The organism is Neorhizobium sp. PAMB6716 (genome assembly GCF_058242805.1).
Genome location: NZ_CM177835.1, coordinates 1,280,065 through 1,296,594, shown reverse-complemented (window position 1 = coordinate 1,296,594; position 16,530 = coordinate 1,280,065). Strand labels below are relative to the sequence as shown.

17 protein-coding genes and 1 pseudogene are annotated in these 16,530 nt (G+C 60.5%); 5 read left to right on the top strand and 13 right to left on the bottom strand.

Translation table 11 applies throughout. From position 1 onward, the window contains the following. Positions 1 to 2 precede the first annotated feature (2 nt). The 7 genes from AC4CWH_RS06240 to AC4CWH_RS06210 all read right to left on the bottom strand — a co-directional run bounded on the left by AC4CWH_RS06240 (position 3) and on the right by AC4CWH_RS06210 (position 7,128). Positions 3 to 1,187, bottom strand: a complete 1,185-nt coding sequence (locus AC4CWH_RS06240) for a thiolase family protein (protein WP_491320847.1) — start codon at positions 1,185 to 1,187, stop codon at positions 3 to 5. A 40-nt stretch (positions 1,188 to 1,227) separates the two neighbouring features. Beyond that, a complete protein-coding gene (locus tag AC4CWH_RS06235; protein ID WP_491320846.1) occupies positions 1,228 to 2,238 on the bottom strand; it encodes an aldo/keto reductase in 1,011 nt (336 codons plus the stop codon). Between the two features lie 74 nt (positions 2,239 to 2,312). After that, positions 2,313 to 3,317 carry an NADP-dependent oxidoreductase gene (locus AC4CWH_RS06230; RefSeq protein WP_491320845.1) on the bottom strand — a complete coding sequence of 335 codons (1,005 nt, stop codon included), beginning with the start codon at positions 3,315 to 3,317 and terminating at the stop codon, positions 2,313 to 2,315. A gap of 29 nt (positions 3,318 to 3,346) precedes the next feature. Beyond that, positions 3,347 to 4,210: an alpha/beta fold hydrolase gene (locus AC4CWH_RS06225; RefSeq protein WP_491320844.1), complete on the bottom strand. Its 864-nt coding sequence runs from the start codon at positions 4,208 to 4,210 to the stop codon at positions 3,347 to 3,349. A 49-nt stretch (positions 4,211 to 4,259) separates the two neighbouring features. Further along, positions 4,260 to 5,084, bottom strand: coding sequence for an oxidoreductase (locus tag AC4CWH_RS06220; protein WP_491320843.1), 825 nt, complete (start codon positions 5,082 to 5,084; stop codon positions 4,260 to 4,262). 106 nt (positions 5,085 to 5,190) lie between these two features. Continuing rightward, a complete protein-coding gene (locus AC4CWH_RS06215; RefSeq protein WP_491320842.1) occupies positions 5,191 to 6,282 on the bottom strand; it encodes an alkene reductase in 1,092 nt (363 codons plus the stop codon). Positions 6,283 to 6,339: 57 nt separating this feature from the next. Next, positions 6,340 to 7,128 (bottom strand): SDR family NAD(P)-dependent oxidoreductase, encoded by a 789-nt coding sequence (locus AC4CWH_RS06210; RefSeq protein ID WP_491284897.1) that lies wholly within the window; start codon positions 7,126 to 7,128, stop codon positions 6,340 to 6,342. 109 nt (positions 7,129 to 7,237) lie between these two features. Here AC4CWH_RS06210 and AC4CWH_RS06205 point away from each other — a divergent pair, with 109 nt between their 5' ends. Next, on the top strand, positions 7,238 to 7,786 hold the full coding sequence (locus tag AC4CWH_RS06205; RefSeq protein WP_491321368.1) for a TetR/AcrR family transcriptional regulator: 549 nt from the start codon (positions 7,238 to 7,240) through the stop codon (positions 7,784 to 7,786). A gap of 178 nt (positions 7,787 to 7,964) precedes the next feature. On the opposite strand, the gene AC4CWH_RS06200 is transcribed toward AC4CWH_RS06205, so the two are convergent. Genes AC4CWH_RS06200 through AC4CWH_RS06180 form a run of 5 tightly spaced genes read right to left on the bottom strand, consistent with a single transcriptional unit; the run spans position 7,965 to position 12,582 of the window. Beyond that, the gene (locus AC4CWH_RS06200) at positions 7,965 to 8,966 is read right to left on the bottom strand and encodes a branched-chain amino acid ABC transporter permease (protein WP_491320841.1); all 1,002 of its coding nucleotides are present in this window, start codon (positions 8,964 to 8,966) and stop codon (positions 7,965 to 7,967) included. 11 nt (positions 8,967 to 8,977) lie between these two features. Beyond that, positions 8,978 to 9,835, bottom strand: coding sequence for a branched-chain amino acid ABC transporter permease (locus AC4CWH_RS06195; protein WP_491320840.1), 858 nt, complete (start codon positions 9,833 to 9,835; stop codon positions 8,978 to 8,980). Continuing rightward, positions 9,822 to 10,556 carry an ABC transporter ATP-binding protein gene (locus AC4CWH_RS06190; protein ID WP_491320839.1) on the bottom strand — a complete coding sequence of 245 codons (735 nt, stop codon included), beginning with the start codon at positions 10,554 to 10,556 and terminating at the stop codon, positions 9,822 to 9,824. Before AC4CWH_RS06190 ends, AC4CWH_RS06195 begins: the two co-directional genes overlap by 14 nt. Next, positions 10,553 to 11,308, bottom strand: coding sequence for an ABC transporter ATP-binding protein (locus tag AC4CWH_RS06185; protein ID WP_491321367.1), 756 nt, complete (start codon positions 11,306 to 11,308; stop codon positions 10,553 to 10,555). The genes AC4CWH_RS06190 and AC4CWH_RS06185 overlap by 4 nt, the downstream gene beginning before the upstream one ends. Beyond that, entirely contained in the window at positions 11,305 to 12,582 is a 1,278-nt protein-coding gene (locus tag AC4CWH_RS06180) for an ABC transporter substrate-binding protein (protein ID WP_491320838.1), read from the bottom strand. Before AC4CWH_RS06180 ends, AC4CWH_RS06185 begins: the two co-directional genes overlap by 4 nt. 257 nt (positions 12,583 to 12,839) lie before the next feature. Between AC4CWH_RS06180 and AC4CWH_RS06175 the strand changes: the two genes are divergently transcribed. The 4 genes from AC4CWH_RS06175 to AC4CWH_RS06160 all read left to right on the top strand — a co-directional run bounded on the left by AC4CWH_RS06175 (position 12,840) and on the right by AC4CWH_RS06160 (position 16,247). Next, positions 12,840 to 13,373: a 2,4'-dihydroxyacetophenone dioxygenase family protein gene (locus AC4CWH_RS06175; RefSeq protein ID WP_110801647.1), complete on the top strand. Its 534-nt coding sequence runs from the start codon at positions 12,840 to 12,842 to the stop codon at positions 13,371 to 13,373. Then, complete coding sequence (locus tag AC4CWH_RS06170; RefSeq protein WP_491320837.1) at positions 13,373 to 14,446, top strand: 2,3-butanediol dehydrogenase; 1,074 nt, start codon at positions 13,373 to 13,375, stop codon at positions 14,444 to 14,446. The genes AC4CWH_RS06175 and AC4CWH_RS06170 overlap by 1 nt, the downstream gene beginning before the upstream one ends. After that, the gene (locus tag AC4CWH_RS06165; protein ID WP_491284882.1) at positions 14,443 to 15,162 is read left to right on the top strand and encodes an SDR family NAD(P)-dependent oxidoreductase; all 720 of its coding nucleotides are present in this window, start codon (positions 14,443 to 14,445) and stop codon (positions 15,160 to 15,162) included. Before AC4CWH_RS06170 ends, AC4CWH_RS06165 begins: the two co-directional genes overlap by 4 nt. 77 nt (positions 15,163 to 15,239) lie before the next feature. Further along, positions 15,240 to 16,247: a helix-turn-helix domain-containing protein gene (locus AC4CWH_RS06160; protein ID WP_491320836.1), complete on the top strand. Its 1,008-nt coding sequence runs from the start codon at positions 15,240 to 15,242 to the stop codon at positions 16,245 to 16,247. Between the two features lie 27 nt (positions 16,248 to 16,274). On the opposite strand, the pseudogene AC4CWH_RS06155 reads toward AC4CWH_RS06160, so the two are convergent. Beyond that, a pseudogene (locus AC4CWH_RS06155) lies at positions 16,275 to 16,382 on the bottom strand (short-chain dehydrogenase/reductase); the annotation flags it as partial. Positions 16,383 to 16,530 lie beyond the last annotated feature (148 nt).

The following is a 16,530-nucleotide window of genomic DNA, read 5'->3' as shown; positions in this document are numbered from 1 at the left end:
GACTACAGCGCTTCCAGCGCCAAGGCGATACCTTGGCCGCCGCCGATGCAAAGCGTGACGATGCCTTTCGAGCGCCCGTCGCGTTTCATGGAGTGGAGAAGCCGTGTGGTGAGGATAGCCCCTGTAGCACCAATCGCGTGACCATGCGCAACAGCGCCGCCTTCGACATTGACGATATCCTCCGGCAGCCCAAGTTCGCGCAGCACTGCGATCGGTACGGCGGCGAAGGCCTCGTTGATCTCGATACGCTCAATGTCACCAAGCGCCCATCCGGCCTTTTCCAGCGCCTTGCGAACAGCCGGAACCGGGCCAAGCCCGAACAGACCCGGTTCGACGGCGGCACCCCCATAGCCGGCAAGGCGGGCCATCGGTTCAAGGCCTTTGGCATCGGCAAAGCCGCGTTCCGCCACAATTACGGCTGCTGCCGCGCTGTTAAGCCCCGGCGCATTGCCGGCGGTAATCGTTCCGCCCGGACGGAAGGCAGGTTTGAGCCGTGCGAGTGTTTCAACCGTCGTATCCGGACGCGGCGCCTCATCGACTGAGAAGTTTTCCAGACCTTTGCGACCCTTGATCTCCACCGCAATGATCTCGTCTGCGAACCGGCCGGCATCCCGCGCAGCGATGAAACGCTGCTGCGACCGCGCCGCAAACGCATCCTGCGCTTCACGGGTAATCTGGAACTTCGTGACGAGGTCTTCCGTATGCCAGCCGGAATGCTCGCCGGAGAAGGCATCGTTCAGCCCGTCTGTCAGCAGACTATCGAGGATCTGGGCCGGTCCCATGCGGTAGCCCCAGCGTCCGCCATCCATCAGATAGGGCGCCCGATCCATGTTCTCCATGCCGCCGGCAATAGCCGCATTGGTGTCGCCGGCGGCAATTTCCAGTGCAGCACTCAGAATTGACTGCGCACCCGACCCGCAGACGCGATTGACGGTCAAGGCCGGGACGGAAACCGGAATCCCGCCGCCGATCGCCGCCTGCCTTGCCGGATTCATCCGGTTTCCTGCCTGGATGACGTTGCCCATCACGACCGAGCCGATGTCGTCAGCCAAAAGCCCGGAGCGACGCAAGGTTTCTCGCACAACGACCGCGCCCAGTTCGGTGGCTGGCACACCCTTCAGCGCTCCATTATAGGCGCCAATCGCTGTCCGGACGGGGTGGGCGAGGACGATGTCACGTTTGCTCATGGCTGATCTCCCGATCGAAATGGTGGTGAACTGGCGCAGTTCAGGCGACAACCTTTCGTGCGCTTTCCTCGCCCGCCCATGGCTGCGGCCTCCGTGCGGGTGCAGACGGATCAAGGCTGCTGACTGTATCAAGCCTGTCGAGTTGGTCGGCTGATAGCTCGACAGCAAGCGCGCCGAGATTGCTCGACAGCTGCGTCAACGAGCGGGGGCCGATCATCGGAACAGCACCATGGCTCCCCGCCCAGGCGATCGCCACCTGATCGGCACTGGCACCCAATTCCTTGGCGATCTCAAGGACGGTGTCGAGGATCTTCGTGCGCTGCGCGGTATTCTCGGCTTGGAAAACATTACCGCCCAGCCCCTCGGCGCGTCCCTTCTCTCCTTGCCGGTATTTGCCTGTCAGCATGCCGCCTCCGAGCGGCGACCATGTCACGACACCAAGCTCAAAAGCCTCGGACGCCGGAAATAGATCCGCTTCCGGTTCGCGATGCACAAGACTGTGCTCGAACTGGGCGGCGGCGATTGGAACGGCACGAGTGAGTTCCGCCAGCGTGACGGCGCGCGAAAGCCGCCAGGCCGGGAAATTCGACAGGCCCGCATAAAGGATCTTGCCTGCGCGAGCGAGGTCTTCGAACCCCCGGACGATCTCTTCAGCAGGCGTCACGCCATCGGGATGATGCGCCCAGTAAATGTCGATGCGATCTGTCTTCAGGCGCTTGAGGCTGCCCTCCACAGAAGCGATCATGGCCTTGCGGCTGTTGCCGGTAACAAGCCGGTCCGCATTGGGCACCGCCCCGTTCGTGAATTTCGTGGCGAGCACGAAGTTCTCACGCCGACCTTGCAACAGGGAACCCAGAAGTTCTTCCGATTGCCCAAACTGATAGATATCGGCCGTGTCGATAAAATTGCCGCCAGCCTCGGCATAAGCGTCAAAGACCGCCCTGCTCGTGTCGAGATCAGCGCCATATCCCCAGCCTGTGCCGAAGTTTCCGGTGCCGAGTGCAATTTGCGAGACCCGAAGGCCGGTTTTTCCGAATGGCGTATATTTCACGAACTGTTCCTCTCCTCAAAAAGATAGTGATGGCCCTGCCCGCCTGGTGATGATTTGCAATCTCGACTGCAACCTCAATCTGCGACCTTGACCACGACCTTGCCCTTGGCGCGTCCGGTCTCGACATAGGCCAAAGCCTCAGCCGTTTGCGCAAAGCCAAACACCTTGTCCACGACCGGGCGGATAACGCCTGCCTCTATCAGCTTGGCGATCTGGCCCAGTTGCTGCCCTTCAGCCCGCATGAACAGGAAGGAATAGTCGACGCCGCGGCTTTTTGCCTTCTTCAGCACGCCCCGGCTCAGCATTCGCATCACAAAACGCAGGAACAGGTTGAGCTTCAGCGACTTGGCAAAGGGAACGTCCGGCGGTCCGGAGATCGAGATCAATCGCCCACCCGGTTTCAGCACGTTCAACGACTTTGCCAGCGTCTTGGCATCCTGGCTGTTGAGCACCAGGTCGTAGCCCGATAGCACCTGCTCGAAGTCCTGTGTCTTGTAGTCGATCACCACATCGGCGCCGAGGCTCTTGACCAGTTCGACATTCGCCGCACTGGTCGTGGTGGCCACCACAGCACCGAGATGCTTGGCAAGCTGGATGGCGAAGGTTCCGACACCGCCGGAGCCGGCCTGAATAAACACTTTCTGGCCGGGCTTGACCTTGCCTACCTCGACGAGAGCCTGCCAGGCGGTCAGTCCGACCAGCGGGATCGAGGCTGCCTGCTCCATGGAAAGGTTGGCAGGCTTCAGCGCCAAGTCGGCGGCGTCAACCGCAAGGAACTCAGCAAATGTGCCAGCGCGCTGATCACGAGGACGCGCGTAAACCTCGTCACCCGCTTTGAATTGCCGCACATTGGCGCCGACGCGAACGACCGTTCCGGCCAGATCATGGCCTAGAATGAAGGGCGGGCGATAGGGCAGAAACAGCTTGAACTCGCCGTCCCGTATCTTGGAATCCAGCAGGTTGATCGCTGTGGCCTGGATCCGAACCAGAACATCGTTCGCACCCATGCGGGGATCGGGCATGTCGGCCAGACGCAAAGCGCCCTTCTTTTTGTATTTGTCGACAACGAAGGCTTTCACAGGCTTTCTCCGGTTTGAAATTTATCGGGTCACGCGGCCAAGAACGCCAAGGCCTTCGGCACAAACTCAGCATGATATTGGAAGATGCCGCCATGGCCGGCATCGTCATAGATCAACAGTTCAGCATTCGGGATGCGTCGGGCCATATCGTGGCTGTTGAGCGTCGGCACCATAATGTCATTGTCGCCATTGGCCACAAGAACGGGAATCCGAATGCGGCCCAGATCCTGTGGTGCCTGACGGCCCCAAGCCTTGATAGCGGCAAGCTGGCGCAGAAAGGCACGGGGTGTCGGCCCCTTGTCGCGATCCAGTCTACGCTCTTTCAAACGCGCCAGAAAATCCCTGGCTGCCCGGCGACCTTTGGCGGTCGAGGTGAAGAACAGATAGGTTTTCGGGTCGCGCAGCGTCAGCATGCCCTTGAGGATCAACGGCCAGGACACAGACCCCACCCTTGCAATACCGGCTCCTCCTGCTGGACCGGTGCCGGTCAAAATCAGCTTGCGCACCAGACCGGGGGCTTTCAGCGCAACATCCTGCGCCACAAAGCCGCCCAGCGAAAAGCCCATCAGGTCCACCGTGCCAAAACCCAGCTTGCCGATCATCTCGATCGCATCGCGGGCCATCTCGTCTATCGTCACCGGAGAAGACCCGCCGGAATGGCCGATCCCCCGGTAGTCAACTGCAATCACGTGATGGGAGACCGCAAGTCCATCGACAATCCTTGGGTCGAAATTGTCCAGTACTGCGCCCCAGTGGTTCAGCAGCACCAATGGCACTGCGCCGCGTGGACCGAGTTCACGATAGGCAAAGCGGGTTTCCCCGACGGTGACGAAGCGGTTCGGGGCATCGATGTAGCGGGCCGCCGGCGGCGGCGATGTGGATACGTCTGTCATGTTGGTCCTGCATTGCCCGCAATCGGGCCTTCAAATGGGACTTGAGATCTCAGGCGATATTGAACTGCTTGCGCAAGATACGGTCGAATAGGGCGCGCGGCAGGAAACGCCTTGCAAACGAGGTTTGGCGGGCAGCGTTGCCTGAAGGGTAGCGCAGCCGCGGCACCCTGGCCTGCGCAGCCTTCACGATGGTTGCCGCGACATCATCCGCCGTGTCGCCAGCCGCCATGGCAGCCTCAAACGCGGCCTGGTATCGGGCAAATGTCTGGCGATAGGCTGCAACCGGACGATCACCCTGCGGCGAGTTGGCCTCGATGGACGTTTTTGTGGCCCAAGGCTCGATCACGGCAACCCGGATCCCGAACGGCCGCACCTCATGGTCCAGCGATTCCGAATAACCCTCGATCGCGTGCTTGCTCGCCGTGTAATAGGCACCGAAAGGCCCCGGTATCAGCCCCACGACCGAGCCGATGTTGAGGATCCGGCCGGAGGCCTGCTGACGCATGATCGGAAGAACCGCATTCGTCACGCGCACCACGCCGAGAAAATTGGTGTCAAACAGCGCACGGACCTGCTCTATCGAGCTTTCCTCTGCGGCCCCTGACACGGCGTAACCGGCATTGTTGATCAGGAGGTCGATGCGCCCCAGTTCAGCATGGGCCGCCGCCACAGCAGCAGACACAGACGCGTCAGAGGTCACATCGCAAGCGATCATGCGTATGCCATCGCGGATCTCGCCGGATGCCACCTTGCGGCTGGTCCCAATGACACGATAGCCCGCACGCGCAAGCGCAAAGGCGGTCGCCTTGCCGATACCACTGGAAGCTCCGGTTACAAAAGCCGTCTTCTGTCCTTGCGATGCGAAGGGCGCCATAGCTTTCTTCTCGATCTGGCGCGCAGCATCTGGCCGCCGTGCCGTTGGAGTTGTCGAAGAGTGATGATCCGCAGATGCGGGGCCGCACCGAAATGCGGCCCAAACTTCACTTGCCAGATGCGTCGGCAAGGGTGGGATAATCGACGTAGCCTGCAGCGCCACCACCATAGATCGTGGCAGGATCGATCTGGTTGAGAGGTGCCCCGCCCTGCAGACGTGCGACCAGATCGGGATTGGCGATGAACGGTTTGCCGAATGCAAACAGGTCCGCCTTGCCTTCAGCAAGCTGCGAGGTCGCGAGTTCGAGATCATAACCGTTGTTGGCGATGTAGGTTTTGCTGAAACGCCGGCGCAACGAGCCGTAGTCGAAAGGTGCAACATCGCGCGGTCCGCCCGTGGCACCTTCAACGACGTGAATATAGGCAATGCCGAGCGCTTCCAGCTGATCGACGATATAGTCATACTGGGCCTGTGGATCGCTGCTGGAAATCCCGTTGGCGGGCGAGACCGGCGAAATCCGGATGCCGGTACGGGCAGCGCCGATTTCCTGTGCAACCGCCGCAGTGACTTCCAGCATCAGGCGGGCACGATTTTCCACAGAGCCGCCATAGGCGTCTGTGCGAACATTGGCGCCATCCTTGGCAAACTGTTCGAGCAGGTAGCCATTGGCGCCGTGGACTTCGACACCATCGAAACCAGCCTTGATGGCGTTGGCTGCCGCCTGCCGGAAATCGTCGATAATGCCTGCAAGCTCATCAAGCTCAAGCGCACGCGGCTCGGACACGTCAGCAAAACCGTTGTTCACGAACGTCTTGGTTGCGGCACGGATCGCTGAAGGGGCGACCGGTGCCTCACCGCCAAGAAGATCGACATGGCTGACGCGACCAACATGCCAGAGCTGAACGAAGATCCGTCCGCCCTTGGCATGCACCGCGTCTGTCACTGTCTGCCAGCCGGCGATCTGCTCGCTTGTATAAAGCCCGGGCGTATCCTGGTAGCCCTGGGCCTGCCGGGAGACCTGCGTCGCTTCGGTAATGATGAGACCGGCGCTTGCGCGCTGGGCATAATATTGCGCGGCGAACTCGCTCGGCACGAGGCCCGCACCAGCGCGATTGCGTGTGAGGGGCGCCATGACGACGCGGTTGGAAAGAGTCGTGGAGCCGAGAGTGTAGGGCTCGAAAAGCGTGTTGTTGGTCATGCTATACCTATATCGTTACCGCAACAGCGGTGTGTGTCGGGCTCAAGATCCGATTGCTCAGGCAGGGTTGCGGTAGCGCTCGCCCGGAAGCGCATTGCCAAAATTGGCCATCATGGTCTTGCGCGCGAGATCGAACGCGTCCCACTGGCCGGCATCGGGAAGCGGCGGAATGGTAACCACCTCACGACGGTCGAAACCAACCAGTGCCGCATCGACGAGATCACCCACTTCCATGACGTTTTTCATCGCGTTGACGTCGGCGCCGACATGGTCCCAGATCTCGGTTCGGGTCGTGGCAGGCAGCACCGCCTGGACATAGACGCCCTTCGGCCCAAGCTCGAGGCTGAGCCCCTGGGACAGGAACAGCACGAAGGCCTTGGTCGCACCGTACACCGTCATGCCATATTCAGGCGCCAGACCGACCACGGAACCGATGTTCACGATTGCCCCCTCGCCTGCTGCGGCGAGCCTCGGAGCAATGGCGCTGGCAAGCCTCACGAGGGCCGTGGTGTTGAGAGCGACAAGCCGGGCCATGTCGTCGGTGCTCTGTTGGACGAATGATCCACCCATTGCCGTTCCGGCATTGTTGATGAGGATGCCGATATGCGCATCGTTGCGCAGCCGTTCCTCCACCTTGGCAAGATCAGCAGCCTGCGTCAGGTCGGCTTGAAGGATGTCGACCGCCACGCCTGTTTCCTGACGCAGACGGCTCGCAACTGCCTCCATGCGCGCCACGTCGCGGGCAACCAGCACCAGGTCGTGCCCGCGCCGCGCGAACCGCTCGGCATAGGTGGCGCCAATGCCGGTGGAGGCGCCCGTCACAAGAACTGCAGGAATTTGGCTCATCGGATTGCTCTTTTCTGTAATTGGTCTTATATTCATGACATACATCATGATTGGTTCTTTATATGATGCTCATCATGTAAATGTCAACGATTGCCGCGGAGAAATTTCAATGAAGGTCAGCCGAGAACAGATGGCGGAGAACCGACGCCGAATCCTGGACGTCGCCAGTCGCTTGTTTAAGGACAAGGGGTTCGATGCCGTCAGCGTCGCGGAAGTGATGAAGGCCGCGGGCCTGACACATGGCGGCTTTTATGGTCATTTCAGTTCGAAGGACGACCTGATAGCGCAGACACTGGCGAATGCCCTTGCCGCCGATAGCGTCGGCGACGGCGATTTCAGCGCTTTTGTGCGTTCCTATCTGGCGCCACGCCATCGTGACAACCCGGCCGGCGGCTGCCCGACCGCAGGTCTCGCCGCTGCAATTCGTCACCAGACGCCTGCAGCGAAAGCCGCCATGACAGAAGGTCTCGTCGCGCAGATAGCCCGCATCGAGAAGGCGCTCCCCGAGCAGGATCCGGCCGACAAGCGCCGGCGAGCGATCGGAAGTTGGGCAGCAATGGTGGGAGCTGTCATCCTGTCGCGGGCTATAGACGACCCCACGCTTTCCGATGAAATCCTGGACCAGACCCATGCATGGATCGATGCCAGCGCCGGCTAGAGCCTGAGGATTGGATCTCCAGTCGAGGATCGACGGGATGACATTGCCTGACGTGTCATACCGATGGAGAGCCCATCGGAAACCACCGTTTCGCGCATTTCATGGCCTGTGTACATCGACAAGCTCGCCCCACCGATCCTGTAGGTGGCGAGCCGCAAAGTGGTAAAACAACACCGCGTCAATCCGTCCTTTTAAGGATATAGCCAGTGGGAAGCCAAGACCACTGTCCTAGACGCGAAATCAGGCCCCAGAGACCGGTTGGTGCGTATATTGCCGCTGCGAGGGTCAGCAGACCAAGAACGACCAGATAAGCGGAACCGTATTGGCCGAAAAGCCGTGTTGCGAAGAAGTATAGAAGCGCGCCGATGATCGGGCCTTCCAGCCGCCCGATCCCACCGACCATGACTGTGAAAATACAGATGGACGACCAGTAAGGATCGAATGCGCTTGTGGGAGAAATGCGCAACTGTGCCATGAAATAGATGGCGCCCGCCAGTCCGGTGCCGATAGCCGCCAAGACATAGACCGAAAAGCGCATGCGGCCGACATCAACACCTTGCGACGACGCAGCGACCGCATCGTCGCGCATGGCTGTGAGGGCAAGGCCAAGCCGCGACCGCATCAGCAGATATGTCCCGCCGATTGTCAGCAACAGCAGCAGCGCAACCAGAAGCGTCAGGCCGATCTCGCGTTGATGGGCACTGTATTTCGCCATCGCCTTGAGCGTCATGCCGGAGCCTGCATTCACTGCCCCGATATTGGAAGTTATCAACCTGAGGACTTCGGCAAGAACCCAGGTGCCGATGGCAAAGTAAGGACCATCGAGGCGTCGCAGCAGCATATAGGCCAGAGCCGCGACGAGTGCAGGCAGGATGACGGAAAGCGGCACCGCGAGGAAAGGATCAATCCCGAGAAAGGTGACAAGAACGAAGAGTGCGTAACCGCCAACACCGATGAACGCCTGCTGTCCAACGGACACCATGCCTCCATAACCGGCAAGCAGGTTCCACATCTGTGCAATGGCGATAAAACACGAAAGTTCGATGGCCCAGCGAATATGACCGCCAGATGCCCAGAACGGCATGGTCGGAATGGCCAACACGAGGAGAAGCCCGCAGGCGATGGCAATGCGGCTGGAGCGTGTCTGACGGCGCACCGTCGCAAGATGAGGATCTGTCATGTCGCACCACCTTATTTGCGAGACATGATGCCCTGCGGGCGCCATGCGAGAACGACGAGGAAGACGAGATGTCCGGCTAGAACGCCCCAGCCGGGGTCAATCCGGGAGCCTACAACTTGAGCGATCCCGAGAACCATCGCGCCAAGGAAGGCGCCCCATACGGAGCCCATGCCACCGATGATGACGGCCTCGAAGGCATAGATGAGCTGCCCGCCGCCATCGGCCGGCGCGATAGTCGTCCGGGTGGCCTGGAAGACGGCGGCGATACCGAGAATGCCCACCGCCACCGCCGTGGCCTTGGCGTAGACCGATTTCGTATCGATACCAGAAAGGGTCGCAGCATCCCGGTCGGCGGCAGATGCGCGCAATGCCCGTCCGAACTTCGTACTCTTTAGCACAATGGACAGGCCAGCCGTCAGGATGACGCCTGCCACGAACACGAGAACGGGCAGAAGGCCGATATAGATTTCGCCGACCTGGAACGATTTGCTGGCCAGCACGCCGGCATCAAGCGATCGCGTATCGGCGGACCAGATGGCGAGCATGGCATTTTGCAGGGCAATCGAAATGCCGAAGGTCGAGATCAGCGAGGGCAGCGGGTCTTCACCCACAACCCGACTGAGGATGAAACGCTGGAGCGCCCACCCGACAAGTGCACCGATCGGCACCAGCAGCAGCACCAGGAACCCCGGGCCAAGCCCCCAGACTGCCGCCAGGGAAATGCCGATGAGCGCCAGCAGGACGACGAGATCGCCATGCGCGATATTGACGATCCGCATGACCCCGAACATCAGCGACATGCCGATGGCATACTGGGCGTAGAGCCCGCCGAGCAGCGCGCCCTGGATGATGGCATCAATCCACCGCATGTTTCACCCCAAAATAGGCTTCTGTGATCTGCTCGCGGGAAATCTCCGATGAGGCGCCTGTGAGCGTGATTCGGCCTTCCAACATGCAATAGATGCGGTCGGCGCACCGCTGCGCGAGGGACACGTCCTGCTCTACGATGACGATGGCGGTGCCCGTCGCGCGTATCTCGGGGATCATGGCGTAGATCTCGCCGATGACCTTCGGTGCAAGGCCGAGGCTGATCTCGTCGCACAGGAGCAGCTTCGGCTGCGCCATGAGTGCGCGTCCGATGGCCACCATCTGTTGCTGTCCACCCGATAGCTTCTCCACCGCCTGGCGCCGGCGCTCGGCGAGGATCGGGAAGAGATCGTACAGACGCTCAAGGGTCCAGACGGTTTCGCCCGGTTCGATCGTGCGCGCGTGATCGAGAGCGACACGCAGATTGTCCTCGACCGTCAACCCCTTGAAGAGCCGACGACCTTCCGGAACGAGCGCCAGTCCCTGTCCCGAGAGAGCGTGGGCTGGCATGGCTGCAATGTCGCGACCATTGAAGGTCAACGTCCCGCTCTTGACCGGAAGCAGGCCGACGATCGTCTTGAACAGGGTCGATTTACCAGCGCCATTGGCGCCGACCAGCGCCACGGCCTCGCCCTTGGCCACATCGAAATCGATCGAGAACAGCGCCTGGAAATCGCGGTAGCCGCCGCAGAGCGCGCGGGCCTTCAACAGCACCTCGTTCATGCCTCGATCCCCATATAGACCCGACGGACCTCTGCATCCTGCATGACGGCATCCGGCCTGCCCTCGGCAATCTTTTCGCCGAAGCTCAGCACCATCATCCGGTCTGCAACAGCCATGATGGCGTGCAGCACGTGCTCGATCCAGATGATCGTCACGCCGCGGTCCCGCAACCGGGCAATCAGCGTCACGAGATCCTTCGCTTCGCCATCGGTCAGGCCACCCGCGATCTCGTCCAGCAGCAGCAGCTTCGGCTTGCCGGCCATGGCACGGGCCAGTTCCAGCCGCTTGCGGTCGAGAAGTGTAAGGCTGCCGGCCGGGCGGTTTGCCTTGTCGCCAAGCCCGCATTCATCAAGCGTTGTCGCACAATGATCGTAGGCGGCCTGCCCTCGAAGCTGCCCTGCAAACATTGCGGAAACGAGCAGGTTTTCGAAGGTCGACATCTGTGCATAGGGGCGCGGGATCTGGTAGGTCCGGCCTATCCCCAGCGCCGCCCGCTTGAAAGCGGGAATTCCGCTCATGTCTTGGCCGTCCAGAACCAAAGCCCCCTCATCAGCGGTGATATCGCCGCTGATGAGATTGAACACCGTCGTTTTGCCGGCGCCGTTCGGACCGAGCATGCCGAACACTTCGCCCTGCCCCACGTCGAACGAAAGGTCGCGCGTTACGCGCAGGGCACCAAAGGACTTGCAAAGGCTTCTGGCGTGAAAAAACGCCGCTTTCCCGGCGTGGCCCTCCGGACCAGCAGACGTCAGCCCTGCCAAGACATCATCTCCAGCTTGGCTTCAGGTTCCATGATCGGATAGGTCTTCGCCTCAACGATCTTCAGATCATAGGGCCATTTCTCGCCCTTGCGCCATTGCCCGCCGAGGATCGGCGTCTTGGAGACATTGGGATGCGGGCCGTTTGCCCAGTTTATCTTGCCGACTATCGTGGTGAGGTCTGTCGCCTTTAATGCATCACGGACCGAGGTCCGATCGAGGGGATCTTCTGCGCGCTTCAGTGTATCGAGCACGACCTCCCAGATGGCATGCGAATAACCCAGCGGCTGGGTCCACTGCTTGCGGGTCCTTTCTTCCCAGGTGGCCGCAAGGACAGCCGAACTTTCGCCAGTCAGGGTCGACGCATAGGGGAAAGCCGGTGTCCACCAGACTTCCGTCGACATGCCATTGCCAAGGTTGCCCAGCGCCTCGACGGCAGAGGGGAACAGAAGGCCTGCGGCAATCGTGGTGATCTTCGGCTTGAAGCCTTGTTGCGCGCACTGGATGGCTGCGGTTCGCAGATCACCGGGGAAGACGAGCCCGCCGAGAATATCGCAGCCGACTTTTTTGAAGGCGGAGATCTGGGCGGAGAAGTCATTGGTGCGCGGCTCGAAAAGAGATGGCTTGACGACCTCGAACCCGGCAGCGCGCAAGGCGGGTGGCAGACCGAATTCCTCGCTGCCCCAGACTTCGCCGTCGGTGTTTCGCGGCAATAGCAGACCCACCTTCTTGTTCGTCTCGGCGCTCGACCACATGTTGACGAAGGAGGCAATGATGTCTTCAAGACCCCAGAAGAAGTGGTAGGTCCATTCGAAGCTATCACCACCGCGCGGCATGATGACCGCCTGCCAGGGCGCGGTTGAGGAAACGGAGGGCACGCCGTTCAGCTCCGCCTGCTCCGAGACAGGCAATGTCACATCCGTTGTGGAGGCGGGAATGATGATCTGGACTTCTTCGTTGAGAATCAGTTCGCCGGCCACTTCCGCCGCCCGGTTGGCGTTTGACTGCGAGTCCCGCCCGATGATCTCGACGGCATAGGTCCTGCCGCGAATATCTAGCCGCGCACCGATATGCTTGCGGATGAATTCCAGTGCGTAGGCGTCCGTCTCGCCGAAGGAGCCCATGGCACCGGTCTGCGGACTGACAAAGCCGACGCGGATCGTCGGGTTGGAGGCTGCTCGCAGATAGGACGGAGCAGAAAGGGCGAGCGCCCCGGTGCCGAGCCCCTTCAGGGCCGTGCGACGCGTCAGTATCCTGGATATCGTCATGATGGTTCCTCCCTTCGGCGTTTCGCCCGACGAGACGATACGTTCCCGGCGACCGGGCTCCTCCCGCATCCCCCTCGTCAATGCATGCCGAATTTGGTGTTAGCGCCAGAAAGTCGCCTTGTCGCGGCGCAGGAATGCAATCTTCCCTGTGAGCAAAAAGCTCTGTCCTTCTCAGCAAAGCCCGATTGATCAGGATCATTATTGTATGACTGGCGGCGGTTTTGCCGCGTTCTTGAAGGCATCCAGGGAGGAACACCATGCCCGAAGCAGCGACAAGCGAGTTTTGGCGCGACATCAAGCCCATCACGAAGGTATTTCAGCCGGATGCGAAACCGGAAGTCTATCTTCCAAATGCTCCGACCGAGGACGACAAATATTACGTTCCGTTCACGGAAACGGTTTCGTCGAGACCGCTCTGGATCTCTCCGGAGAAAAACATGTGGTGCGACGTGCTCATGGCGAAGAAGGCTGGGCTGGTGAACCGCCATTATCACCCGCACGAAGTGTTTGCCTACACGATCTCCGGCAAATGGGGCTACCTCGAACACGACTGGACCGCGACAGCCGGTGACTTCGTCTACGAGACGCCCGGTGAAGGGCACACCCTGATCGCTTACGAGAGCGACGAGCCGATGCGGGTACATTTCAAGGTCACCGGGCCGCTGGTCTGGCTGGATGAAGACGGCGAGCCGAACGGATATTTCGACGTCCATGACTACATCCGCATGGCCCGCGAGCATTACGAAAAGGTTGGGCTCGGCGCTGATTACATCAATGCACTGATACGCTGATGTCGAGGGAAAATGACACCGGCTTTCTGGCGGCTGTCTGGCACGGCGCTGGCGATGTTCGGGTCGAACATCGCCAGCGCCGACCGCTGCGGAGCGGCGAGGTCCGCCTCGCCGTGTCCTATTGCGGCATTTGCGGCAGCGACCTGCATGAATATACCCATGGGCCGCAGGCGATCCCGGTTAGAAAACTGCATCGTCTCTCCGGCGAAGCGGCACCGCTTGTGATTGGCCACGAATTTGCCGGCACAGTAACCGAAGCTGCAGCGGGTGTTACTATTGCCGTGGGCACACGGGTCGCGGTGGAGCCCGAATATCGTTGCGGCAGTTGTGAAGCCTGCCGGCGGGGTGAATACAATCTCTGCGTCGACATGGGATTTGCCGGCCTGATGGGTTCCGGAGGAATGTCCGAGGAGGCTATCGTCCCGGCCTACATGCTGCATCCCCTGACGGATCTCGTCACGGATCGCCAGGCGGCGGTGCTGGAGCCGGCGGCCGTTGCCCTTCATGCCTTGCGGCGCGGCCGTGTACGTGCCGGCGAAACAGTTGCGGTGGCCGGTGCCGGCCCGATCGGGCTCTTGATCACACAACTTGCCTGCATTGCCGGGGCAAGACGGGTCGTCGTCAGCGACGTTTCCGAAGCCCGTTTGGCGATGGCACTCGATCTCGGCGCAACCGAGATCGTCAATGCCAAAGATCAGCAACTAGCCACGGTTGCCAATGGCGTAGATGTCGCGTTCGAGGCGGTCGGCCTGCAATCCACATTCGATGCGGCACTTGCGTCGGTGCGCAAGGGTGGTCGCGTTGTCCTTGTCGGCCTAAGCCATGGGCCGATTTCGCTCCATGGCTTCGACATCGTCAATCGCGAGCTGGAGCTTATCGCTTCCGTCGGCTACCGCGACGTATACCCCGACCTCATCGGGATGATCACGAGCGGCCTCTTCGATCCGTCGCGGATCGTCACGCGGGAAATCCCGTTGACTGACGCCGTGACAGACGGTCTCGAGCGCCTGCGCGCGCCAACCGGCGACGTGAAAATCCTTATCAATCCCCACGCAAAAGGAGAGCGGCCATGAGCTTTGTGCCGGGTCTGTTCAAAGACAAGACCGTTGTCGTCATTGGCGGAACATCGGGTATCGGGGCAGCGGCGGCATCGGCCTTTGCGGAACTGGGTGCCGAGGTGCATGCGGCCGGTCTGAACGCCGGCAGCAAGGACGTGCCTGCCGGACCGCGTGTTTCTGTGACGGAACTGGATGTGCGTGACGCTGCAGCGATTGCCTGGCTCATCGAGCCGCTGCCACGCATTGACGTGCTCATCAATTGCGCCGGCGTCAGTCGCGACCGCAATGAGTGGCACCCCGAAACGTTTGCAGATGTGATGTCCATCAACTTCTTCCCCGTCATGGAAGCGTCTCGACTGGCACGACCGAAGATGGCGAGCGGTTCGGCAATCATCAACATCGCCTCGATGTATGCGACCTTCGGGGCCGCCGATCGGCCGGCCTACTCCTCCTCAAAGGGTGCTATCGTCCAGCTGACCAAATCCTTGGCACAGGAATATGCACCCGACGTGCGCGTCAACGCAGTTGCGCCGGGCTGGATTGTCACGCCGCTGAGCAAAGGCCTCTTCGCCGACGAGGCAGCCTCTGGCCCGATCATGGCGCGTATTCCTTTTGCGCGCTGGGGCAAGGCTGAGGAAATTGCCGATGCGATCGTCTACCTCGCCAGCCCCGCCGCGAGCTATATCACCGGTACAGTTTTGCCGGTTGACGGAGGATACCTCACCGTTTGACCCCTTTTGGTTTTTGAGTATGATCATCATGAGAACTGATGCGGCTTGGGAGGGCCGTATATAAAGGGGAGGATGCAATGATCAATGGAACGCACGTAGTGCCGCGGACGACCGGCTCCCATCCGGCTATATCGTTTGACACAAGAAATGTCCCAATCACCGATCGTATCAGTTTTTGGGAAGAGCGTTGCGCGGAGCGCGTCGTCGGCCTCTGTTGTACCAGCATGTCCGAAAGCGGCTTGGAAGCACGCTTCGAGTATTGCGATTTCGGCTCGATCAAGATGATCGACATCACCGGCAATCAGCACGTCATCGAACGCTCTCCTTCCCTGTTAAGGCGCTTCGAGAAGGACAGCGTTTTCCTGACATTCCTGCGCAGAGGCTCGGCATTCGTTAACCGGGCAGAATGCTGCAGCTTGCTCGGCGAGGGTGATGTGGTCATCTACGACACCAATAAGCCCTATATGCATGGTTTCCCGGCCCAGATGCGTCATGTGATCTACGAAATTCCGGGCGAGGATTTTCGCAGGAGATTTCCGCGCTGGGAACTGAACGAAGCCGTCCGCTTCGACGCCTTGCTCAACCCCACGCGGATCGTTTCGCGGGCACTCCGGGAGGTCGTGGAAACCGATCTGAGCCTTGTTGAGACACCCGCCCAGCGGCAATTTCTCGAGGAGCGTCTGTGGACTGTTCTTGAGACCGCCCATGCCTTTTCGAATGGCAAGTTGCGCTCATCTTATCACACCGCCGTGCGCGCCCGCGTCAGTCACTATATCGAATCACATCTGCGGGACCCCGAACTCTGTCCCACGGGCATAGCGCATGAAATGGGAATGAGCCTGCGCCAGCTCAATCGCTTGTTCGAAGGCGACGCAAGCACACTTGCCTCGATCATCCTCACGCGGCGGCTGCAGAAATGTCGCGCAGACCTCGCCCGTCCGGGTCCTTTCCCCAAAAGTGTCTCCGACATCGCGTTCAACTGGGGATTCCGCAATCTGTCCCACTTCTCAAGACGGTTCAGGGAGGAGTTCGGTGTAACGCCCTCAAGATGCGCCGAAATAGCGCAGGCCTGCGACGCGCGGTGATTTAAACCGCATCAGATCGGTATGCAGGAGGACGGCCCTTGCCAATCTGTCGGAGTGCTGACGGCCGCTCACGGCCTGACGCGCCTCGCGGATCGGATCGAAGAGGCAGTCGTAGTCCGCAATCACCCTGTCTGTTCACTGCAATCGGCCAGCGGATAGGGCAATCGTCCGGCTCCGGCCGTTCGCCCAAGTCCGCACCGTGTTCGTTTTTGTCCAAGCGTGAAATTCTTCTGGCGGCTAAAGAAGAGCGAAGCACTCCGCTTTTCTCTTGCAGGCAAGACCG